General features: G+C 69.4%; 28 protein-coding genes. 26 read left to right on the top strand and 2 right to left on the bottom strand.

Going from position 1 to position 18,761, the window contains the following annotated elements; genetic code table 11:
- Positions 1-19 precede the first annotated feature (19 nt).
- Together xerC and ACH4RG_RS14515 are read right to left on the bottom strand one after the other, a co-directional pair.
- Positions 20-1,582: a tyrosine recombinase XerC gene (xerC, locus tag ACH4RG_RS14520; RefSeq protein ID WP_398539621.1), complete on the bottom strand. Its 1,563-nt coding sequence runs from the start codon at positions 1,580-1,582 to the stop codon at positions 20-22.
- Positions 1,583-1,585: 3 nt separating this feature from the next.
- A complete protein-coding gene (locus tag ACH4RG_RS14515) occupies positions 1,586-2,386 on the bottom strand; it encodes a helix-turn-helix domain-containing protein (RefSeq protein ID WP_398539620.1) in 801 nt (266 codons plus the stop codon).
- Positions 2,387-2,511: 125 nt separating this feature from the next.
- Here ACH4RG_RS14515 and ACH4RG_RS14510 point away from each other — a divergent pair, with 125 nt between their 5' ends.
- The 26 genes from ACH4RG_RS14510 to ACH4RG_RS14385 all read left to right on the top strand — a co-directional run bounded on the left by ACH4RG_RS14510 (position 2,512) and on the right by ACH4RG_RS14385 (position 18,752).
- On the top strand, positions 2,512-2,721 hold the full coding sequence (locus ACH4RG_RS14510) for a helix-turn-helix transcriptional regulator (RefSeq protein WP_398539619.1): 210 nt from the start codon (positions 2,512-2,514) through the stop codon (positions 2,719-2,721).
- Complete coding sequence (locus ACH4RG_RS14505) at positions 2,718-2,999, top strand: DNA-binding protein (protein WP_398539618.1); 282 nt, start codon at positions 2,718-2,720, stop codon at positions 2,997-2,999. Before ACH4RG_RS14510 ends, ACH4RG_RS14505 begins: the two co-directional genes overlap by 4 nt.
- Before the next feature lie 20 nt (positions 3,000-3,019).
- Positions 3,020-3,403 (top strand): hypothetical protein, encoded by a 384-nt coding sequence (locus ACH4RG_RS14500; RefSeq protein WP_398539617.1) that lies wholly within the window; start codon positions 3,020-3,022, stop codon positions 3,401-3,403.
- Positions 3,400-3,678 (top strand): hypothetical protein, encoded by a 279-nt coding sequence (locus ACH4RG_RS14495; RefSeq protein ID WP_398539616.1) that lies wholly within the window; start codon positions 3,400-3,402, stop codon positions 3,676-3,678. The genes ACH4RG_RS14500 and ACH4RG_RS14495 overlap by 4 nt, the downstream gene beginning before the upstream one ends.
- Positions 3,675-4,013, top strand: coding sequence for a hypothetical protein (locus ACH4RG_RS14490; protein WP_398539615.1), 339 nt, complete (start codon positions 3,675-3,677; stop codon positions 4,011-4,013). The genes ACH4RG_RS14495 and ACH4RG_RS14490 overlap by 4 nt, the downstream gene beginning before the upstream one ends.
- Positions 4,010-4,207 carry a hypothetical protein gene (locus tag ACH4RG_RS14485; RefSeq protein ID WP_398539614.1) on the top strand — a complete coding sequence of 66 codons (198 nt, stop codon included), beginning with the start codon at positions 4,010-4,012 and terminating at the stop codon, positions 4,205-4,207. Before ACH4RG_RS14490 ends, ACH4RG_RS14485 begins: the two co-directional genes overlap by 4 nt.
- On the top strand, positions 4,204-6,873 hold the full coding sequence (locus ACH4RG_RS14480) for a bifunctional DNA primase/polymerase (RefSeq protein WP_398539613.1): 2,670 nt from the start codon (positions 4,204-4,206) through the stop codon (positions 6,871-6,873). The genes ACH4RG_RS14485 and ACH4RG_RS14480 overlap by 4 nt, the downstream gene beginning before the upstream one ends.
- A gap of 336 nt (positions 6,874-7,209) precedes the next feature.
- On the top strand, positions 7,210-8,847 hold the full coding sequence (locus ACH4RG_RS14475) for a DEAD/DEAH box helicase (protein WP_398539612.1): 1,638 nt from the start codon (positions 7,210-7,212) through the stop codon (positions 8,845-8,847).
- Positions 8,848-8,906: 59 nt separating this feature from the next.
- On the top strand, positions 8,907-9,455 hold the full coding sequence (locus tag ACH4RG_RS14470) for a hypothetical protein (protein WP_398539611.1): 549 nt from the start codon (positions 8,907-8,909) through the stop codon (positions 9,453-9,455).
- The gene (locus ACH4RG_RS14465; RefSeq protein ID WP_398539610.1) at positions 9,452-9,700 is read left to right on the top strand and encodes a hypothetical protein; all 249 of its coding nucleotides are present in this window, start codon (positions 9,452-9,454) and stop codon (positions 9,698-9,700) included. Before ACH4RG_RS14470 ends, ACH4RG_RS14465 begins: the two co-directional genes overlap by 4 nt.
- A 527-nt stretch (positions 9,701-10,227) precedes the next feature.
- Positions 10,228-10,533, top strand: a complete 306-nt coding sequence (locus tag ACH4RG_RS14460; protein ID WP_398539609.1) for a hypothetical protein — start codon at positions 10,228-10,230, stop codon at positions 10,531-10,533.
- Positions 10,530-11,174 (top strand): hypothetical protein, encoded by a 645-nt coding sequence (locus ACH4RG_RS14455; protein WP_398539608.1) that lies wholly within the window; start codon positions 10,530-10,532, stop codon positions 11,172-11,174. Before ACH4RG_RS14460 ends, ACH4RG_RS14455 begins: the two co-directional genes overlap by 4 nt.
- Positions 11,175-11,213: 39 nt before the next feature.
- The gene (locus ACH4RG_RS14450) at positions 11,214-11,447 is read left to right on the top strand and encodes a hypothetical protein (protein ID WP_398539607.1); all 234 of its coding nucleotides are present in this window, start codon (positions 11,214-11,216) and stop codon (positions 11,445-11,447) included.
- 155 nt (positions 11,448-11,602) lie between these two features.
- Positions 11,603-12,142, top strand: coding sequence for an RNA polymerase sigma factor (locus ACH4RG_RS14445; protein ID WP_398539606.1), 540 nt, complete (start codon positions 11,603-11,605; stop codon positions 12,140-12,142).
- The gene (locus tag ACH4RG_RS14440) at positions 12,139-12,438 is read left to right on the top strand and encodes a hypothetical protein (protein WP_398539605.1); all 300 of its coding nucleotides are present in this window, start codon (positions 12,139-12,141) and stop codon (positions 12,436-12,438) included. Before ACH4RG_RS14445 ends, ACH4RG_RS14440 begins: the two co-directional genes overlap by 4 nt.
- Positions 12,438-12,704: a hypothetical protein gene (locus ACH4RG_RS14435; protein ID WP_398539604.1), complete on the top strand. Its 267-nt coding sequence runs from the start codon at positions 12,438-12,440 to the stop codon at positions 12,702-12,704. Before ACH4RG_RS14440 ends, ACH4RG_RS14435 begins: the two co-directional genes overlap by 1 nt.
- On the top strand, positions 12,701-13,117 hold the full coding sequence (locus ACH4RG_RS14430; RefSeq protein ID WP_398539603.1) for a DUF6907 domain-containing protein: 417 nt from the start codon (positions 12,701-12,703) through the stop codon (positions 13,115-13,117). Before ACH4RG_RS14435 ends, ACH4RG_RS14430 begins: the two co-directional genes overlap by 4 nt.
- Complete coding sequence (locus ACH4RG_RS14425; RefSeq protein ID WP_398539602.1) at positions 13,114-14,256, top strand: conjugal transfer protein; 1,143 nt, start codon at positions 13,114-13,116, stop codon at positions 14,254-14,256. Before ACH4RG_RS14430 ends, ACH4RG_RS14425 begins: the two co-directional genes overlap by 4 nt.
- Positions 14,253-14,396 carry a hypothetical protein gene (locus tag ACH4RG_RS14420; protein ID WP_398539601.1) on the top strand — a complete coding sequence of 48 codons (144 nt, stop codon included), beginning with the start codon at positions 14,253-14,255 and terminating at the stop codon, positions 14,394-14,396. The genes ACH4RG_RS14425 and ACH4RG_RS14420 overlap by 4 nt, the downstream gene beginning before the upstream one ends.
- Before the next feature lie 12 nt (positions 14,397-14,408).
- Entirely contained in the window at positions 14,409-14,732 is a 324-nt protein-coding gene (locus ACH4RG_RS14415; protein ID WP_398539600.1) for a hypothetical protein, read from the top strand.
- Positions 14,729-15,517, top strand: a complete 789-nt coding sequence (locus ACH4RG_RS14410; RefSeq protein ID WP_398539599.1) for a hypothetical protein — start codon at positions 14,729-14,731, stop codon at positions 15,515-15,517. Before ACH4RG_RS14415 ends, ACH4RG_RS14410 begins: the two co-directional genes overlap by 4 nt.
- Positions 15,518-15,708: 191 nt before the next feature.
- The gene (locus tag ACH4RG_RS14405) at positions 15,709-15,930 is read left to right on the top strand and encodes a hypothetical protein (RefSeq protein ID WP_398539598.1); all 222 of its coding nucleotides are present in this window, start codon (positions 15,709-15,711) and stop codon (positions 15,928-15,930) included.
- 155 nt (positions 15,931-16,085) lie between these two features.
- Positions 16,086-16,487: a hypothetical protein gene (locus tag ACH4RG_RS14400; protein WP_398539597.1), complete on the top strand. Its 402-nt coding sequence runs from the start codon at positions 16,086-16,088 to the stop codon at positions 16,485-16,487.
- 60 nt (positions 16,488-16,547) lie between these two features.
- Positions 16,548-16,826, top strand: a complete 279-nt coding sequence (locus ACH4RG_RS14395) for an HNH endonuclease (protein ID WP_398539596.1) — start codon at positions 16,548-16,550, stop codon at positions 16,824-16,826.
- A 140-nt stretch (positions 16,827-16,966) separates the two neighbouring features.
- Entirely contained in the window at positions 16,967-17,248 is a 282-nt protein-coding gene (locus tag ACH4RG_RS14390) for a hypothetical protein (protein WP_398539595.1), read from the top strand.
- The gene (locus ACH4RG_RS14385) at positions 17,208-18,752 is read left to right on the top strand and encodes a terminase large subunit domain-containing protein (RefSeq protein ID WP_398539594.1); all 1,545 of its coding nucleotides are present in this window, start codon (positions 17,208-17,210) and stop codon (positions 18,750-18,752) included. The genes ACH4RG_RS14390 and ACH4RG_RS14385 overlap by 41 nt, the downstream gene beginning before the upstream one ends.
- Positions 18,753-18,761 lie beyond the last annotated feature (9 nt).

The raw sequence follows: 18,761 nt of genomic DNA, 5'->3' as shown, positions 1-18,761 counted from the left end.
GGTGGGGCGCTTCGGCGTTTCAGGGCTCCTGCGTGAGCGGTGCGTGAGCGGCCGTGTCAGATACCCCCGAACGGCGGGCGCGGGGGACGACCGACTCGGCCTTCCTCGCCACCTCCTGGTCGACCTGAGGCAGCAGGCTCGTGTACGTGTCGCCGGCCAGCTGGATCGTCCCGTGCCGCAGCGTCTCCTTGATCGCGTGCAGGTCCCCGCCGCCCGCGTGGATCAGCGTCGCCGCCACGTGCCGCAAGTCCCGCAGATTGATCGGCGGCAGGTCCGCCTCACGGGTGAGCCGGCGGAAGACGTCCGACACCTTCTCCGGGTGCAGCCACGTCCCGTCCTCCTGGACGAACACCTTCCCGGTGTCCGTCCACGGCAGCCGCTTCTCCTCGCACACCGCCCGCTCCAGGGCCTGGCGCTCCCGGTGCTCGCGCAACGTCTCCACCATGGCGGGCCCGAGGGCGATGACGGCCTGGCTGTCCTCCGTCTTCGGGAGGCTCTCCACCGGAGTCCACCCGTCCTGAATGATCGTCTTCGAGACGCGCAGAGTGCCGTGCGCCAGGTCGATGTCGGGCCATGCCTGCCCGACCGCCTCGCCGCGGCGCAGCCCCCGGAACGCGATCAGGCAGAACAGGGCGTACAGCCGGTCCTGCTCGGCATGGTCGAGGAACTCGCCGACCTGTACGGGCGTCCACACCATCACCCCTGACGGCTTCTCACCCGTGGCCCGCCACCGCTCGACGTGCTCGGCCGTCCACAGCAGCGCCTTCGGCCGCTTCCCCGACGCCAGCTCCACGTGCGAGGCCGGGTTGAACGTCAGCATCTGGTTCGAGATCGCCGTGTTCAGTGCGGAGCGGAGCGTCGCCCGGATCCGCTGCTGCGTCGCCGGCCCCGTGACCCGGCGGTACGGGGGCATCGCGGCGAGCTTCTCCCGCTCGGCGGCCAGGCGCGCGGTCTCCGACTCCGGCGGCCGGGACCTCTTCCCCCACGTCGCCCGGCGCTCCTGCTCGCGCCGCTCCTCGTTCTCCGCCTCGATCGCCTCGTTGTTGTCGTTGATCGCGTCGAACAGCTCGACCAGGTGGCCGACGTTCAGCCGGTCCAGCTGGAGGTGCCCGATGCGGGGGCGCAGGTGAACCCGTATGTGGGAGGCGTACCCGGTGAGGGTCGTCTTCCGTCGGCGCTTCGCCTCCAGCCACTCGTCGAGCCAGTCGCCGACGGTGAGGCGGCTGGTGAGGGACTGCCCGGCACGGAAGCGGCGCCGGGTCTGCTCCAGGTCGGGCAGCGGCGCCTTCTTGTCCTTGCTGACGTTCTCCAGCAGGTCCCCGATGCGGACCTGGCCGTCGGCGTCGTCACCGTCGGGGAGATCGAGGAGGGCACGGACCCGGTCGAGGTCCTCCTGCGCCTTCTTCGCTGTCTCGTACCCGGAGCGGGAGAACGACCGGCGGGTTCCGTCGCCGCGGGCGGGCAGCTCCTGGCGTACCGCGTAGACCCCGTGCCGGCGCGACGACAGCTGCGGGCACGTCTTGCCGAGGGCCTTGCCGTCGTCGTCGCGGCAGTAGCAACGGCGGTACGTCGAACCCTTCATGGGTCACATCCCATCTGCGCTGCTTGAGTACTCCCGATCATATAGATCGACCAGGCCGTCACGGTCGAGCGAAAGGTATTCAGCTAGGACGCGGATCGTGCCGCGCACGTAAACGTCAGACTTCGGATTGCCCGCAGGCCTCCAGCTGAAATCCTCGGCTTCAATCGCCTTGATGACCTCGGGCCTGATCCTGGTAGCGACGGATAGCTCCTCGATACTCAGCTTCAGCTCATGTCGGCGATTTCGCATAGCTGAGCCAATGGAGGCTTGCGCTGCTTCCAGTTGCTGGAGTCGCAACTGTGCCATGTGAAGCTCGGTTCGCGCCACGGCCGTTCGCTCTTCGATCTGTCTGCGTTCCATCGAAGCTGCTGCGGCTAGATGTTGTGCCTGTTCAGCCCGCTGCTTGGCATCTTCCTCGGCCAGAGACGCCTTGTAACCTTGTGCAACTAGGGCGACCACCATCTGCTCAAAAGCGCGAATGCGGGACTTCAGCTCTTCTGCCTTCAGTGGTGGGTTTCGATAGGGCTCTCTCTTTCTTACGTCTTCGGAGGACATGAGCTCAATCACTGAGGTCTCTAGCGCGCGGGCGATTGCCTCCGCTTCGGAGAACTTCAGCGATCTGTGTCCGGACTCCAATTTGGCAACCGTCTGCTGATATAGCGGCACCCCTAGAGTGTTGGCGCGCTGCGCCAAGTCCCCTTGCGACAGGCCCATCTCAATCCGCCGAGTCCGAACGCGACGGAGGAACAGCTTCTCCGCCTCCTCGGGGGCCGGAATCGGCACCGACTCCTCATCAGTACCCAACGCAATCAACACCTTTCATGCAAGGCACGCTACACGCTGGCGTTGTGTGTTGCCAGTACGCCGTCATCGGGTACATACTCATGGTGTCCAGCCCGCTTACAGCATGAGGGGGTTGAGCGGTGTCCATGCTGCTCACTAACGGCGGAAGCGAATACCTGACCACGGCCGATGTGGCCGCCAGGTACCGCACGGCCGCCAGCACAGTCCGCTACTGGCGACACATCGGCTACGGCCCGAAGGGCGTCAAGGTCGGACGCCGCATCCTCTACTCCCAGGCCGAGATCGAGCGCTTTGAGCTCGCCCTCGCCGACGAGCAGACCAAGAAGTCCGCATGACGGCCGGCCTCTCGGTCGCCGAGATCCTCGACCTGCCCGCGCTCGTCCCCTTGTGGCCGACCGTAGGCCGTGCCCTTGGGCTCGCAGAATCTACGACCTACCAACTGGCCGCCGAGAACCGGCTCCCCAGCGACCTGGAGGTCATCCGCCTCGGCCGACGCCGAGTCGTGCGGACCGTCGACCTCCACCGATTCCTCGGGCTCCTGCCCGGAAACAGCGAAAGCGCCGCAGCGGTAACTGCGACGCCTTCGAGCGAACGCCCCACCCCGACCGCGTGAACAGTAGAGAGGCAACGTCCATGAACATCTTGTCACAGCCCACCGACACCCGACAGGCGACGCCCGGACAGGCGGAACCGGCCATCACCCGGACCACCGCGACCGTCGCCCAGATCATGGGGCTGACCCTCGACCAGGTCCTCACCGGCCTGGACATCCGGGTCATCGAGTCGTCGATCACCGACACCAACTTCTACGGCGGCGTCCACATCGGCAACGGCGGGAAGATCACCATCCTCACCTCGCCCGGCCGGGACCCGCGCGTCACCGACACCCTCGTCCGCTTCCTCATCGCCAAGACCTTCGACCTCGACGTCGCTGACCTCCCCGCCCCCTTTGGCGTCGAGTACACCGACATCACCGAGCAGGCCCGCAACGCCTGGGTCAAGGCGGTCAGCGCATGACCGGCACCCAGGCCTGCATGGCCTACCCCTGGTGCGCCGAGACCGGGCAGCACGCGGTGCACGCCTCCGACTACGCCGTCCCCGTCATGTGCGACGGCGACGGCGACTGGGTCCTCCCCGCCAACCTCATGGCCGTCGACGGTGCCGTGTTCGTCGGATGGCTCGGCGAAGACCACACCCCCGCCCGCGCCCGGTCGCGGATCGCCGAGCTCCGCCGTCACCTTGACGCCATCGAGCGGCTGGCCTGCACCGCAGAGAAGGCGGCCCGCCCGTGACCGAGACCAACACCGTGGCGGCCCAGGACTCCCTGGGCAGCCCGGCCCCGGGCTGCCGCATCCCCGGCTGCGACGGCCACTGGCACTACGACGACACCTGCTCCGTCGAGATCGGCGAACTCGCCTTCGACGACGGCGACGCCATGCCCGTCGAGTACGTCGCGATCACCGGACACCAGCCGTACATCGTCGCCTACGGCTACGAGCACCACAGCGTGAACCTGCGCCGCCACATGACCCGCCCCGAGCAGGTCCGCGACTTCGCTCAGCAGCTCCGCGACCTCGCCGACCGGCTCGACACCGCCGCCGGCCACCTCGCAGGAGGCCAGTCATGAGCGCTCCCGCCCGCCACGTAGTCGCCTGCCTGTTCGTCGACTTCGGCGACGAGGGCCAGCCGCCGCGCGCCAAGTACGAATGCGCCCGCTGCCAGACCACCGAAGGCCCCGTCCACGGGCCCGAACAGGTCGCCGCGTTCGTCGCCAACGTCAAGACCGCACACAACGCCCGCTGCAAGGAGATCCACCCGTGACCAACGCGCAGATCCCCGACCAGCGGGGCGACGTCCGGGAGTACGACGACGCCGGGCTGTGCGTGATCCCCGTTCGGGCCGACGGCAGCAAGGCCGCCGCCGTGCGCAGCTGGACCCCGTACAAGGTCAACCGCTCCACCCCGGCCGAGCACGACCAGTGGTTCCCCCCGGGCGGAACGAACGGAGTGGCCGTTGTCTACGGCGCCGTCTCCGGCAACGTCGAGATGATCGAGTTCGAGGGCCACGCCATCGCGGACGGCCTCCTCGAGGAAGTCACCGAGATCATGGAGGCGTCCGGGCTCGGAGAGGAATGGCGGGCCATCCTCACTGGCTGGGTAACCGAGTCGCCCGGCGGAGGTGGCCGCCACTTCCGGGCCCGCATTGACGGGGCCCCCGTGGGCGGGAACCGAAAGCTGGCCAGCCGCCCGGCGCGCGAGGACGAGCTCACCCCGGAGGAGCGGCAGAAGCTTGCCGAGAACCCCAAGGCGAAGATCGTCCGCGTCCAGATTGAAACCCGCGGCGAAGGCGGCTACGGGCTAGTCGAACCGTCCTGCGGCAGCGTCCACCCCACCGGACGCCCCTACCGTCGTGTCGAGGGCGGCCCCAGCAGCATCCCCACCATCGACAGCGAAGCCATGGACGCCATCCATGAGATCTGCCGCATGGTCGACAGCCTCCCGGTAGTCGAAAAGGCGAAAACCGCCCCCCGCCCGAAGCGGGAGCTGCCCGACGGATTCGTCCGCGCCGGCGACGACTTCGAGAACCGCACCGACTGGGAACAGATCATCGGTTCGGACTTCGACCTCCTCTTCACCCGAGGGGCGACCACCTACTGGCGACGCAAGGGCAAGACCCGCGGAATCTCCGCAACGACCGGGCACGCCGCCGACCGCGACCGCCTGTTCGTCTTCAGTACCTCCACCACCTTCGAGTCGTGGACGCCCTACGACAAGTTCGCCGCCTACACCCACCTCACCCAGGGCGACACCAGCGGCCCGGCGTTCAAGCGGGCCGCCGAAGAACTCCGCAACCGCGGCTACGGAACCCAGCGTCGGCTCGTCACCGCACCCGTACCGGGCCCCCGGCCCTTCAGCGACGGATCCTCCGCCCTCGAACCGGCCATCGAGCACCACGCCGCCGAAGACGAGCACGGCCGCCCCGACCTCCGCGTTGTCTCCAGCACGGCCAAGCTCGACGTCACCAACGAGGCCGACGCCATCGACGGCGTGCTCGCCATCATGGCCAGCGAGCAACTGCCCGGCCTGTACAAGCGGTCCGGCGGACCCTGCTGGGTGTACGAGGACGACCAGGGCAACCCCCTCGTCAAGCAACTGGCGAGCGAGAACCTCCGGGCCTATCTCGCCGAGCACCTCGTCACCTACCAGATGGTGAGGAACCCGCTGACGGAGACGCTTGACGAAGTGCGCGAGCTCCTCATGCCGAAGACCTGCAGCACGATCCTCGGCCGGAAGGACTGGCCGCTGCTCCCGCTGCGAGGCATCATCACGTCCCCGGTCGTCCGCCCCGACGGGTCACTGATTCAGGCGACCGAGTACGACAAGGCCACCGGCCTCTACATGCACCCCAAGGTGCCGCTCCGCAGACTCCAGCCGCAGGTGAGCGAGGAGTCCGTGACTCGGGCCAAGGACATCGTCCTCGGGCAGATGCTCGCCGACTTCCCCTTCGTTGACGACTCCGACCGGGCCCAATACCTCGGCGCGCTGCTCTCGCCGATCATCCGGCACTACGTACCGGGCCCGACCCCGCTGGTCGTCATCACCGGCACATCGCAGGCCTCCGGCAAGACGCTCCTCAAAGACGTCTTCGGTCGGCTGTACGGGCTCGCCGAAACCCCCTGGGCGGAGAACGACGCCGAACTCCGTAAAGCCATCACGGCGAAAATGTGGGACTGCGGCGACCCCGTGATCGCCATGGACAACCTGCCCAACGGGCACATCATCAAGAGCCCCATCCTGTCGTCGCTCGTCACCAGCGCGGTATGGAGCGACCGGCTCCTCGGCAGCAGCAGCAGCGTCAGCATGCCCAACGACAGGCTGTGGGTCCTCACGGGCAACAACCTGCGCACCGGCGGGGACAACGCGAGGCGAACCCTGTGGGTCCGCCTCGACCCCGACTGCCCCAACCCCGACCAGCGCGACAACTTCACCGTCGGCGACCTGCGGATCTGGCTCGAAGAGAACGCCTCCACCATCGTCGCCGCACTCGTCACCATGGTCCGCGGCTGGCTCGCCGCGGGCGCCAAGACCATCAACACCCGCATGGGCGACTACTCGCGATGGGCCTCCGTCATCGCCGGGATCCTCGACTACCTCCAGGTGCCTGGCTGGCTCGCCAACCGAGGCCAGGCCAACGCCGCCCTGGACGACGAGGCGCAGGAGTGGGCCGCGTTCCTCACGGACTGGCACGCCTCGATCGGAACCAGGGCCGTCACGGTGAAGGAGCTCCTCGGCCTCAAGGAGACCGTGCCCCAGCTTCACAACGGGGACCTGCCGTCAGGAAAGCAGCTCGGGCACTGGCTCAAGGCCCGGCAGGGCCGCTACTTCGAGGACCTCAAGGTCGTCCTGGTCTACGACAGCCACCGGAAGCAGAACACGTGGCGGGTCGAGCAGCACGTCAGGGAGGACACCGCGGGGGCGGAGCGGTGACCGCCGCGCGGAGAACCCCGCAAGCTGCGGGGTTTACCCGCAACGCCGAAACCGGCTCTGACCTGCGCGTATACGGGGTTGCGGGGAATTGCGGGGAGTGGCGCTACCTCACCCATATAGGGGACGCGAAACACACACCATGCGCAACGCAGAACGCAATGCGTCACATCAAAAATCACCGGTCTCCATATGTATGGCCTGCTCTCACATTCCGGAGAACCCCGCAAACCCCGCAACCACCCAGCTCAGGACCCCTTCTCTGCGTCCGCAACATCCCCGCAGTCATCCCCGCAGCATCCCCGCAAACCCCGCCACTGCCGATCCGAGGTGACCGCCATGTCTGAACTGCCCGAAACGTTCAAGCCCCGGCCCTACCAGGCGGCGGCCATCCAGGCCCTCATCGACGGCTGGAAGAACACCCACACCCGCCTCGCCGTCGTCCTTCCCACCGGGGCCGGCAAGACCGTCGTGTTCTCCAACCTCATCCGCGCCCGCCTCGCGACCCTGGCCGCAGCAGGTGAACGCGCCCTCGTCATTGCCCACCGCGAGGAGCTCCTCCTCCAGGCCGCCGAGAAGATCCGCGCCGTCTGCCCGGACCTCAAGGTCGGCATCGTCAAGGCCGAGAAGGACGAGCACCACGACGTCGACGTCATCGTTGCCAGCATCCAGACCCTGGCCGTCGAACGGCGCCGACAGGCCATCGGCCGCATCGGGCTGATCATCGTGGACGAGTGCCACCACGCCGCTGCCGACAGCTACCAGGAAGTCCTGGAGCACTTCGGCGCCTGGCGCGGCGTGCCTACCGCAGGCTTCACCGCCACGATGACTCGCTCCGACGGAGGGCTCGCCGACGTCTGGCACGAGGTGGCCTACACCCTGGACATCCTCGACATGATCAGTGACGGCTACCTGTGCAACGTCCGGGGGAAGCGCGTCACCGTCGACGGACTGAACCTCGACGACGTGAAGACCCGCAACGGCGACCTTCAGGAAGGGCAGCTCGGTCAGGCCCTCGAAGACTCCGGGGCGGCCAAGGTCATAGCCGAGGCCTACCTGGAGCACGCGGCCGACCGCCCGGGTGTCGTCTTCACCCCGACGGTCGCCACTGCGCAGACGGTGGCCGACGCGTTCAACGCCGCCGGGATCAGGGCCGCGGCAGTGTGGGGCGACATGCCGCGCGAGGAGCGGGCGAAGACGCTGGACGACTACAAGTCCGGCAACCTCCAGGTTCTTACGAACTGCATGGTCCTCACGGAAGGCTTCGACGCCCCGCACACCTCCTGCATCGTCATCGCCCGGCCCACCAAGTCCGCCGGCCTCTACTGCCAGATGGTCGGCCGCGGCCTCCGTCTCCACGAGGGCAAACGTGACGCCCTGGTCCTCGACGTCATGGGGGCCTCGACCCGGCACAAACTGGCGTCCATCGTCGACCTCACCGGCCGGGACCTTGCGGCCCTGAAGGACGACCAGTCGCTCCTCGATGCCGCCGAGGACGCCGTCCGCGAGCAGGAAGCGAAGGAGAAGCGGGCGGCTCTGGCCAAGCTGGAGTTCGAGGACATCGATCTGTTCAACAACTCCAAGGCCCGATGGCTGCGTACCGAGTCTGGCGCGTGGTTCATCCCGCTGGGCAACGACATGTTCCTCTTCCTGGTCCGCGACGAGGCCGGGCTGTATCGGGTCCGGCGGTGGGATGCCGGGCTCGGCATCAGGCCGCCGGACCCGGACCCGGCCTGGCCGCTGTCCGAGGCGATGGCGTGGACCGAGATTCACGCCCGCCGCCTGGCGCCTGCGCTGATGTCGCGGTCCGCCCGCTGGCGCAACAGTGCCCCGAGCCCCAAGCAGCTGGCGTTCTGCCGTCACCAGGGCATCAGGGTGCCGCGCGGCAGCACCGCAGGTGACGTGTCCGACCTCCAGGCCATCCGCAACGTCTCCGCAGTCCTCTCCCGCGCCACTGCCGTACCGGTCGCAGCGTGAACAGCCGGCCGGGCCCACTGCCGCCGGGTCCGGCCCCTCGCGAACAGAAGGAGGAAGCCATGACCGACACGGTCACGGTTGCCCGCCCGCTCGTCATCGGACTCGACCTCTCTCTCACCTGCACCGGTGTCGCCGGCGAAGGCTGGGCCGACTACATCCGCCCGAAGACCCTCCGGGGTCACCCCCGGCTCAATCACCTCGTCGACGAGGTCGCCTCCTTCATTAAGAAGGCCGACCTCGTCGTCATCGAAGGCCCGTCGTTCGGCGGGGGCGTCGCCCACCGGCACGAGGACCTGGCCGGGCTCCGCGTCATGGTCCGCCACGCCTGCTGGCGCCGCAGCATCCCCTACGCCCTGGTCCCGCCGTCCTGCCGGGCCCTGTACGCCGCCGGAAAAGGCTCCGCCCCCAAGGGGCAGGTGCGGGACGAGATAGCGGCCCGGTACGGCATCGAGCTCGACGGCGTCGGCCGCTACGACATGGCCGACGCCTACACCCTCCTCGCGATGGGCCTGCACCACCTCGGGACCCCCCTCGCCGACGTCCCGGAGAAGAACGCCACCGGCCTCACCGGGTGCCAGTGGCCCGACATGGAAGGACTCGCGGCATGAACATCACGACCGCCCTGATCTTGGGCCTGGAGGTCGGCATCCTCGTGTTCTGTGCGGCGGTCGAGATCGGCTGGAGGCGGGCCGACCGGAAGGGCTGGGCCGCCTCCAGGCGGGCGCTGCGGGAGACGGCCGGGGACGGGTTCTACATGCAGTTCCTGGCCTACCGGCTGGGTCACCGGGTCGATGTGCCGCTGCGGTTCGAGCGGCCTGCGTACACCAGCAGCCGGACGTGGGGGGACGCGTGAACACCGACGACGAGAAGGGTCTCGCTACTACCGAAACCCTTGAGGGCGAGCAGAAGGGTCAGCAGATCGTGCGGCCCCCTGCCGACTACGACCCGGAGGGTACTCAGATCGCGAGTACCCCTGGGGGCGGCGTGATGGTGCGCCTGCCGGAGATCACCCACCTCGACGTGGAGCCGTGGTCGGTCGAGATCGGCCTTACCCTGGAGCGCCTGGTCCAGCTGCGCGACACGATCGACAACCACCTGCGTGACACAGGCGGTCCGGCCAACCGTGTCGGTATCGACACGGTTGCGCCCCCCTGCGAGGGGGCCGCAACCGGCAGTCGTGTCGGTATCGACACGACTGGAGCCAACGGAGGGACAGCCCGTCCCCCTGTCGTGGGGCTGCAGCCCACAACCTTGGGGCAGCCGCCCACGGTCGCGGGGCCCTTCGGTGGCCCCGCGACCGACAGCGTTCCTTCAGACAACTCAGTCGCGGCACCCCCGAAGGGTGCCGCAAACGACAGGGGCCCTTCGAGGACCCCAGTTGTGGGCGAGAGGCCCACAACTCCCCTGCGGGAGCGGCTGCGCCTGGCGTTGCGCCGCCACATCGACCCGGACGACGACACCATGCCCGAACTGTGGCGCGGCGGTTTCATCTGGGTCGACACCGACGAAGTCCTCGACAACCTCATCAAGGCGCTCGATAGCCCCGACCCCACCGAGGCCATCGCCAGGGTGTCCGCCGCCGTGGACACCCCGTCCGGCCCGCCGGAAGAACCCACCAGCGAGTACGACATCGGCTGGGACACCGCCATGGACCTGGTCAGAGCCGCCATCGAGGAGCAGCCGTGAACGTGTGCCTGCTGTGCGACCAGCCCGACGAGACCGGCAGCATGCTCTGCCCCGGCTGCACCAAGTCCACTCGAGTCCGCCTGGAGGGCCTGCCCGTCCTGTACCGCGGGCTCGGCGCGCTGCTCGCCCCGGCCGGCGGCGTCGGCCAGGGCCGCACGGGGAAGGGCGGCCCGGCACCGATCCCTGTCTCGCTCGACGTCCTCGACGTTCGCGGGCCCGGCGGCATGGCCGGGCTGCTGGAGTCCTGGGTCGACGCCGTCCGGCACGACCGCGGCCGCCCCGAGCCCGCGCACACCGGGAGCCCCGAGGGCCGGGTCGACCGGGCGTGCGGTGAGCTGTTGGGCCACATGCCGTGGATCGCCGTGTCGTGGCCGGAGGCTGGCGAGTTCGCCGGAGAGATCCGGGAGCTGGCCCGGTCGGTGGCGTCGATGATACGGCCGCCCGCCCCGGACCGCGGGGCCCGCATCGGGAACTGTCCGGCGGTCGATCCGTCGGGCGCCCTGTGCGGCGCGGTGCTGCGTCTGGCGGCCGGGGAGAAGGCGGTGCGGTGCGAGTGGTGCGGTACTGCCTACCCGCCCTACGTGTGGGCGCAGTTGAAGTCGTGGATCGACGAGGACACGAAGGCCCGAAGTGCGGCCTGACGCTCGACTATCACGCACCTACGTGATAGCGTCTGCCTCATGAACACGAAGCCCTGGCGGCTACGGGTTCGCGAGGAGGACGAGCTGCTGGAACAGCTCCGAGCCCAGACATCCGCAGCAGCCGAACGACGCGCGGCCGCCTTCGCTGAAGGAGTCGCAGAGCTGGGCTCGGTCTACAAGGTCGCCAAGGCGCTGGATAAGCCCTGGACGACCGTGGACCAGGCAATCAAGAAGCACGGGCTGGCCAAGCCGCGCCCCGGCACAACTCCATAACGCAGAGCGGGAGCCGGCCAACAGCTCCCCCCGGTGCTGGAACACCGGAGGGGCGCGCGCGTCGACCGACTCCCTGACGCACCGGGGCGTATCAGCGCCCCGGCACTTGCCCATCAACGAGATCGGACCTCGTCATGGACCACGGGAATCTTCCCATGCCCGCGGCTACCACCGCGATCAGCCCCATCGACCTGTTCACCGCCGCGTACCACCAGTACCGGCCCATGGTCCGCAACACCATCCTCGGCCGCCTCACCCAGTACGGGGCCCCCGACACCCACCTCGCCGAAGACCTCACCCAGAACACGTTCCTCGCCCTCCTCCGGTACGGCGACCGCATCACCGAGGTCCGCAACATCGGCGGCCTCCTCCGCGTCATGGCCCGGCAGTCCGTCAGCCACCACTACCGGCTCAAGCGGAACCAGTGCGAGAAGCCCGCCGACACCGGCAGCTGGCAGTACGCCAACCGCAACCTCGGCCCCACCGCCGCCGGCTACTACACCACCGCCGCGACCGGCAGCGCCGCCCCGGCCGCCCCCCGCCGCCTGGTCGCCGTCGGCACCATCACCCGCCACGGCGGCCGCACCACCACGGTGCGCGCCACCGAGGCCGGCGTCACCGGCACCATCACCAACGTCTGCCCCACGTGCCGCCTGATCTTCGAGGCCTGCACCTGCACCGGCGGTGCCCAGTGACGACCGACGCCTTCGACACCGCGCTCCGCCAGCTCCTCACCGAGCCGTCCCGCGCCCACCAGATCCTCACCGCCGTCGCCAGCGCCCTCCAGTCCGAGGACCCGTTCGAGCCGCTCACCCTCGACACGGTCAACGACTACCTGCGCGGCACCGCCCTCGTCCTCACCGACGGCCTGCCCGCCGTCATCGCCGACGACGCCATCCAGCACGCCGCCCGTGCACTCCCCAGCATCTACGACCGGGAGACCGCCGACGCCTACGCGCTGCGCCTCCTCCACATCGCGAGGGGCATCTGATGAGCGACACCACCAACGACGTCCGGGCCCTCCTCGACGCGGTACTCGACGCGATCGACATTCCCTACCCGGCCACCATCGATGACGACAACGCCTACCGGGCTGTCCTCGACCGCCGCCTCAGCCTGGCCGTCATGGTCGCCCGCGCCGCCCTGGCGGAAGAGCCGGACAGCGTCGCCTGGAACGCCGACTACCTCCGCAGGAAGCTCGCCGAGCACCCGCCCACCGGCTACCGCGCCTACCAGAGCACGGAGGCCGGCCGATGAGCACCGACCGCCCCATCGTGGCCCCCGAGCCCCGCAGGAACGCGGACGGCACGACCAGCGTGCTGACGCTGGACGCCGGAATCGTGCGGGTCGCCTGCCCCACGTGGTGCTTCGTCGAGCACGGATACAGCGTGCCGCCGGCGAAAGCGGAGATCACCCACCGCAGCGAACCCGTCTGGGCGTTGGCCGACACCCCCGAGCACGGGCCGACCAGCCTCGTCGAGGTCTCCCTCGTCCAGCGGCCGTACAGCGACCGCCCGCAGGTGTTCCTCGGTGTCCAGACGGACGACGGGTTCCTGGAGGTCGGCCCGACGGGTGCACACCGGATCGCCACCGCCCTCCGGGACCAGGCCCACCACATCGACCTCATGGCCGGCCACCTGGTCAAGCTCAAGGCCGGTGAGGGCCAGTGACCGCCACGCTCACCAAGGGGCAGGTCATCATCCTGTCCGCCGCCGCCCTGCCCATGGTCGCCGTCGGCGGCCTCGGCGGCTGGGGCACCTACAGCAACATCGTCGCCGAGTTCGACCGGGCCGCCACCGCCATCGGCGTCGTCGCCGCCGGCGAAGGCGTCACCCTCGTCCTCGCCCTCGTCATGGTCGGCGTCACCATGCTCGGCCAGGCCGCCCCCGCCCCCGTCCGCCTCGGCCTGTGGGTCACCCCCATCGGGGCCGGGCTCACCGGGGTGGCCGTCGCCGACGGCTACACCGAGGCCGTCGTCTACGGCATGACACCCCTGGCCATGTCCGCCGCCGCCGAAGGGCTCGGCTTCCTCGCCCGCCGGATCGTCGTCTACACCACCGGCACCGACATGGAAGCCCAGCGCCACAACGCGGCCACCATGCAGCGCCTGGCCTACCACCAGGCCCGTGCGGCGAAGCACCCCGACAAGCGGGTCAAGAAGCGGTCCGAACGCGCCTCGTGGCGTCTGGCCCGCCGCGTCGGCCACGGTGACGCCCAGCTCGGATCCAGCCTCGTCGACGTCCAGCGGGAGCAGCTGACCCGCGGGGCCGGCGCAGCTCTCGCCGACATGTACGCCCTCCCGGCATCCGCCTCCGTAACGCAGGCGGATGCCCCGGTGAAGCACTCGGCCACCGAGGTCTTGCGGCGCCGCTTCGCCGAGATGGACCCGGCCGACGCCATCCGCATCGCCCATGATGCGCACCCTGATACGCCCCCCGCCGAGCTCGCCTCGATGCTCATCACCTACGGCGTCATCGTCGACGCCGTCCAGGTCGCCCTCGTCCTCCACGGCCAGCCCGACGAGGTCACCGTCGACCGCGACGATACGGATGATGCGGCCCCTGATACGCCCACTGATACGGGTGATGCGCCGCAGGTCACCGGGCGTCCCGCCCTCACCAAGGCACAGGCCATCCTCGAAGCCGCCGCCGTGCTCGGCCCCGCCTTCAAGGCCGCCGACGTCGTCGACCGCGTGAGGCGTATCAACCGCATCAGCGTGAAGCCCGACTACGTCCGCACCGTCCTCAGCCGCGAGAAGAAGGCCGAGCCGGACGCCGACGACCGCCCCATGGAAGGCGGCTACGCGTGATCGCCTACGCCCTCGGCTGGGGCCTCATCGCGTACATCGTCATCCGCGTCCCCGCCGCGCTCCTCCGCAGTGACCGGCTCGCCATCTGGGCGATCTACGCCGCGTCCGCCACCACCATCGCCAAGTTCCTCGGCCTCTGAAAGGCACCCCTGATGCGCACCAGCCTCACCGCCGCGATCGACACCGCCGCCCGCAACACCATGGCCGCCGCACCCGAACAGGCCCCCGCCCTCGACGTCAACGGCGGCGCCCTCGGCGCACTCCTCATCGGCCTCATCATGTGCACGATCATCGTCGTGAAGTGGAAGTCCGGGGTCTACAAGGACGCCGAGCGCAAGGCGATCATCATCACCGCCATCGCGTGCATCCTCCTCGCCGGAAGCGCCGGCGGGATCATCGCCGACATCTTCGGCAGCGTCCAGGACATCGGCGACCAGGTCGGCGACAGCGTCACCACGATCGGGACCGGCCGATGAACCTCAAGCCCCTCAAGCCGCTCATCCAGCCCCTCGGCGACGGCTCCGTCATCCTCTACGACCGCATCACCACCTGGATCAGCTCCCCGAAGTACCGCACCCCCGAACAGCCCGAACAGCCCGCCGAGAAGCCCCAGCCCGCCAAGGGGCAGCCCAAGAAGGGCGACCAGGCCCCCGAGGCGAAGGGCGACCAGAAGAAGCCGGCGCCCGCCGAGGAGCCGCAACCCGTCCTCGACAAGCGGGCCCCCCTCAAGCGAGTCGGGCTCCTGATCGGATGCGCCTACGTCACCGCGGTGTCCGACTACACCACCTACGCGACCGCCGCATCCGCCCTCGGCTGGGTCGTCGCCGCCTACATGGTCGGCACCCCCGACGAGACGCCCGCCGGCCCTCCGCTCGACGCCCCCGTCGCAGCCCCGGGAACCCCCCGCGACGCCATCGTCCAGTGGCTCACCGAGGCCATCGGCGACCGGCCCGGAATCCACCTCTACGAGCTGTACCCCCGGATGCTCGCCCTGCCCGGCATGGAGAAGCACGACGAGGCCGCCCTTCGAGAGGCCCTCACCACCCTCGATATCCCCATCACCCGGGCCTTCACCATCGGCGACGTCAGGGGCCGCTCAGGGGTCCGCCTCACCGACCTGACCGCCCCCCTCCCCTCTCAGGAAGACCAGCCCCTCTCCATCGAGAAAGACGCAGGTGAGACCGCCTGCTCTGCCCCCGAAGAGCAGCCGGAGAGCGCCCCCTCTTCCGCTGAAGAGCCCGCCCGACAGGAGGCCGCGTGATGGCCCGTCGGCTCCTCGCGATCCTCCGCAACGACGTCTACTGCTCGGTCTGCGGCTGGTGGTACCCGCCCCACGGCCACTGACCGACCGCCTGTCGGTCTGTAAGGACCTCCAGCTCCTGGAGGTGTAGCTACACCCGGGCCCCGGCCGTCACCGCGACGGCCGGGGCCTCACCACGTCACAATGGGCGCATGGAGTACCAACTGCCGCCCATCGGCACCCTCACCACCCGCCTCGCCGCCATGTCCGCCGACGTCGCCCCCGCCACCATCCGCGACTGGGTGCGCCGTGGCCTCCTCGCCCGCTGCGGCGGCACCCCGAAGCGCCCGCTGTACCGCGTCGCCGACGTCCAGGCCGCCCGATACGCCGCCAAGCCGACACGCGAAGGGCAGCGCGCCGTCAAGGCGGCTTGACCAGCAGCGATTCATGCGCCACGATTTGGGCACAACACGCATGCCCGCAAGCCCCCGAGACGGCCACCGGCCCCGGGGGCTTCGCCGTATCCCAGACAGCACACCCCCCGGTGCCCGATGATGTCCCCCTCATCACGCACATCCCTGGGGGGACCATGCGCACCCGCACCACCACCGCCGCACTCATCACCGCCGGCATGCTCCTGACACTCACCGCCTGCGGCACCGAACCCGAACCGGACGCCAAGGCCGCTGGCCCGAAGCCCGCCTACAAGGTCACCAAGCAGGACTCCCAGGGCAACAAGCGCAACGTCGAGGTCGAGGTCGACACCACCAAGGGCCTCAAGGCCGTGTTCGACGACGTCGTGCGCGGGCTCAAGGACGAGGCCGGCTACTACGTCATGCTCAACTGCTCCACCGGTGGCACCACCACGGTCGACAACCGGCTCGCTAACGGCCAGTACGCCAACGGCAGCATGGGCGCAGCCACCACAGGCCTCGACGAAGGCACGACCGAGTTCGACACCAACGACGGGGCCACCTGCCCCGCAGCCTGACCTCACCGGCCCGGCCAGCACCTCGCGTGCAGCCGGGTCGCCGTGCGTCTGGAGGTAGCCGTGGCCGGACGCCAGGACCTCACGAGTCACGGCTACCGCAAGGGCCGCGCCGCGTTCCTCGCCGCCAACGACATCTGCCACATCTGCGGCCACCCCGCCGCCGACGTCGTCGACCACGTCCGCCCCGTCGCAGCCGGAGCCGACCCGAGGGACCAGGACAACTGGGCACCCGCACACGGCGTGCACCGCTGCCCCACCTGCGGCCGCAACTGCAACGGCACCAAGGGTGCCAGCGTCAAAGCACCCCGCCTCAACACCTCGCGCGACTGGTACGCCTGACCTGATCAGCGCAAATAGGTGCAGGCCAGCGGCTCGGCCGCCCAGATTTTTTAGGAAGATCGTCTTCCCAGCCCCGCGCCCAGCTTTTATTTTTCTCTCCCCGGGCTGATGGCCCGGCGATGATCATGGAAGGGGGCGGCATGGGCACCGTTGAAACGACGGTCCGCAATGACGTCGAACAGCTCGGCGACCTGACCGGCATCGAGCCGTCCCTCGCCGAGATGACCTACGCCCTGGCCCACCAGATCGACCTGGCGACCTCGGGCGAGTGCGACGCCTGCGGCGAGCCGGTCCCCCAGGGCGATGACGGGAGGACCCTGACCCAACTGAACCGCGAGCTACGACAGACGCTCGCCCAGCTGCTGGAGGGGCGGGCGACGGATGACGACGACGACCTCGGAGACCTGGCAAGCCCCGACTGAGTTCGCCGAGGACCTCAAGGAGCGCTACGGGCTGACCTGCCCGCCCCGCTGGGGCACGCCCCGGAACCCGGACCGCCAGTCGCTGGGCCCGAAGCTCTGGAAGATCATGACCAAGCTCGGTGCCCCGCCGATGCCGTGGCAGAAGTACGTGACCGACGTCGCCCTCGAACTGGACCCGGAGACCGGGGTGTTCGTCCACCGCGAGGCCGGCCTGTCAGTGTCACGGCAGCAGGGCAAGACCGAGCTGATCCTCGGGCTCCAGGTCCACCGGGCGATGGCCTGGCACAGGCAGAACATCATCTACGCGGCCCAGGACCGAAACATGGCCCGGCAGCGCTGGGAAGACGAGTTCTGGGAAAAGATCTCAGACTCCGAACTGGCGAAGCGGGCCCGGATCCGCAAGTCGAACGGCAACGAGAAGATCCTCTGGCCCGCGACCCGGTCGCGCATGGGCATCACCGCCAACACCGAGTCCGCCGGCCACGGCCCGCCGCTGGATCTCGGAATCATCGACGAAGCGTTCAAGCACGAGGACGACCGGCTGGAGCAGGCTTTCTCTCCGGCGATGACGACACGGGAGATGGCCCAGCTGTGGTGGGCATCCGCGGGCGGCACTACCAAGTCAGCCTGGCTGAACAAGAAGCGGGCCATCGGGCGCGCGCTGATCGAGGCCGCCTGGAAGACGGGCGAGTGGCCAGGCGTCTGCTACTTCGAGTGGTTCGCCCCCGAGGACATGCCGCGCGACGATCCAGCGACGTGGCGCGCGACGCTGCCCGCGCTGGGCCACACGGTCACCGAGAAGGTCATCGCCGCGGAACTGCTGAAGCTGGACGCCGCAGAGTTCGACCGGGCGTACCTCAACCGCACCAGAAAGCCGACGCCGCCGTCCGACCCGAACGTGCCCAAGGCAAGCTGGCCCGGCCTGGCCGGCAGCGTGCTGCCCGCCGGGGCCGACGTGGTGTTCGCCGTGGACGTGTCTGCGGACCGGGCGCACGCCTCGATCGGGGTGGCGGCCAAGCTCCCGGACGGCAGCGTGCACGTGGAACTGGCCGACCGCCGCCCGGGGACCGCGTGGGTCGTTCCGGCCCTGGCCCGGCTCAAGGCACGGCGCGACCCGCTCCTCATCGCCATCGCGAGCAGCGGCGCCCCGGCAGGGTCACTGATCGACAACCTCGTCAAGGCCGGGATCACCGTCCCGGAGGACAAGGAGCAGCCGCACCGCGGGCACCTGGCGGTGCTGCGGACCAACGACATCGTCGAGGCGTGCGGGCAGATGGCCGACGCCATGACGCAGAGCAGGGTCCGCTACCTGGAGCAGCCGCCGCTGACCGCTGCGGTGAACGGGGCCAGGACGAGAAGGGTGGGCGACGCGTGGACGCTGGACCGCACGAAGTCCCTCACCGATGTGTCGCCGTTCTTCGCGGTGACGATCGCCCGCTGGGCTTTGCTGGCCAAGGGGCCGGCCGTACTGGACGACTACGACGTAGCCGACTCGTTCGGGTGAGGGGGTAGC

The sequence above is a fragment of the Streptomyces sp. NPDC021019 genome (assembly GCF_044333295.1).
Classification (GTDB): domain Bacteria; phylum Actinomycetota; class Actinomycetes; order Streptomycetales; family Streptomycetaceae; genus Streptomyces.
This window is presented reverse-complemented; position numbering and strand designations above follow the sequence as displayed.

Coding starts and splice junctions, on each gene's coding strand:
- ACH4RG_RS14430 (WP_398539603.1), top strand. CDS start 12,701: ATGAGCACCGACCGCCCCATCGTGGCCCCCGAGCCCCGCAGGAACGCG.
- ACH4RG_RS14485 (WP_398539614.1), top strand. CDS start 4,010: ATGAGCGCTCCCGCCCGCCACGTAGTCGCCTGCCTGTTCGTCGACTTC.
- ACH4RG_RS14445 (WP_398539606.1), top strand. CDS start 11,603: ATGCCCGCGGCTACCACCGCGATCAGCCCCATCGACCTGTTCACCGCC.
- ACH4RG_RS14505 (WP_398539618.1), top strand. CDS start 2,718: ATGACGGCCGGCCTCTCGGTCGCCGAGATCCTCGACCTGCCCGCGCTC.
- xerC (WP_398539621.1), bottom strand. CDS start 1,582: ATGAAGGGTTCGACGTACCGCCGTTGCTACTGCCGCGACGACGACGGC.
- ACH4RG_RS14390 (WP_398539595.1), top strand. CDS start 16,967: ATGGGCACCGTTGAAACGACGGTCCGCAATGACGTCGAACAGCTCGGC.
- ACH4RG_RS14415 (WP_398539600.1), top strand. CDS start 14,409: ATGCGCACCAGCCTCACCGCCGCGATCGACACCGCCGCCCGCAACACC.
- ACH4RG_RS14475 (WP_398539612.1), top strand. CDS start 7,210: ATGTCTGAACTGCCCGAAACGTTCAAGCCCCGGCCCTACCAGGCGGCG.
- ACH4RG_RS14500 (WP_398539617.1), top strand. CDS start 3,020: ATGAACATCTTGTCACAGCCCACCGACACCCGACAGGCGACGCCCGGA.
- ACH4RG_RS14400 (WP_398539597.1), top strand. CDS start 16,086: ATGCGCACCCGCACCACCACCGCCGCACTCATCACCGCCGGCATGCTC.
- ACH4RG_RS14405 (WP_398539598.1), top strand. CDS start 15,709: ATGGAGTACCAACTGCCGCCCATCGGCACCCTCACCACCCGCCTCGCC.
- ACH4RG_RS14410 (WP_398539599.1), top strand. CDS start 14,729: ATGAACCTCAAGCCCCTCAAGCCGCTCATCCAGCCCCTCGGCGACGGC.
- ACH4RG_RS14495 (WP_398539616.1), top strand. CDS start 3,400: ATGACCGGCACCCAGGCCTGCATGGCCTACCCCTGGTGCGCCGAGACC.
- ACH4RG_RS14470 (WP_398539611.1), top strand. CDS start 8,907: ATGACCGACACGGTCACGGTTGCCCGCCCGCTCGTCATCGGACTCGAC.
- ACH4RG_RS14465 (WP_398539610.1), top strand. CDS start 9,452: ATGAACATCACGACCGCCCTGATCTTGGGCCTGGAGGTCGGCATCCTC.
- ACH4RG_RS14450 (WP_398539607.1), top strand. CDS start 11,214: ATGAACACGAAGCCCTGGCGGCTACGGGTTCGCGAGGAGGACGAGCTG.
- ACH4RG_RS14435 (WP_398539604.1), top strand. CDS start 12,438: ATGAGCGACACCACCAACGACGTCCGGGCCCTCCTCGACGCGGTACTC.
- ACH4RG_RS14510 (WP_398539619.1), top strand. CDS start 2,512: ATGCTGCTCACTAACGGCGGAAGCGAATACCTGACCACGGCCGATGTG.
- ACH4RG_RS14385 (WP_398539594.1), top strand. CDS start 17,208: ATGACGACGACGACCTCGGAGACCTGGCAAGCCCCGACTGAGTTCGCC.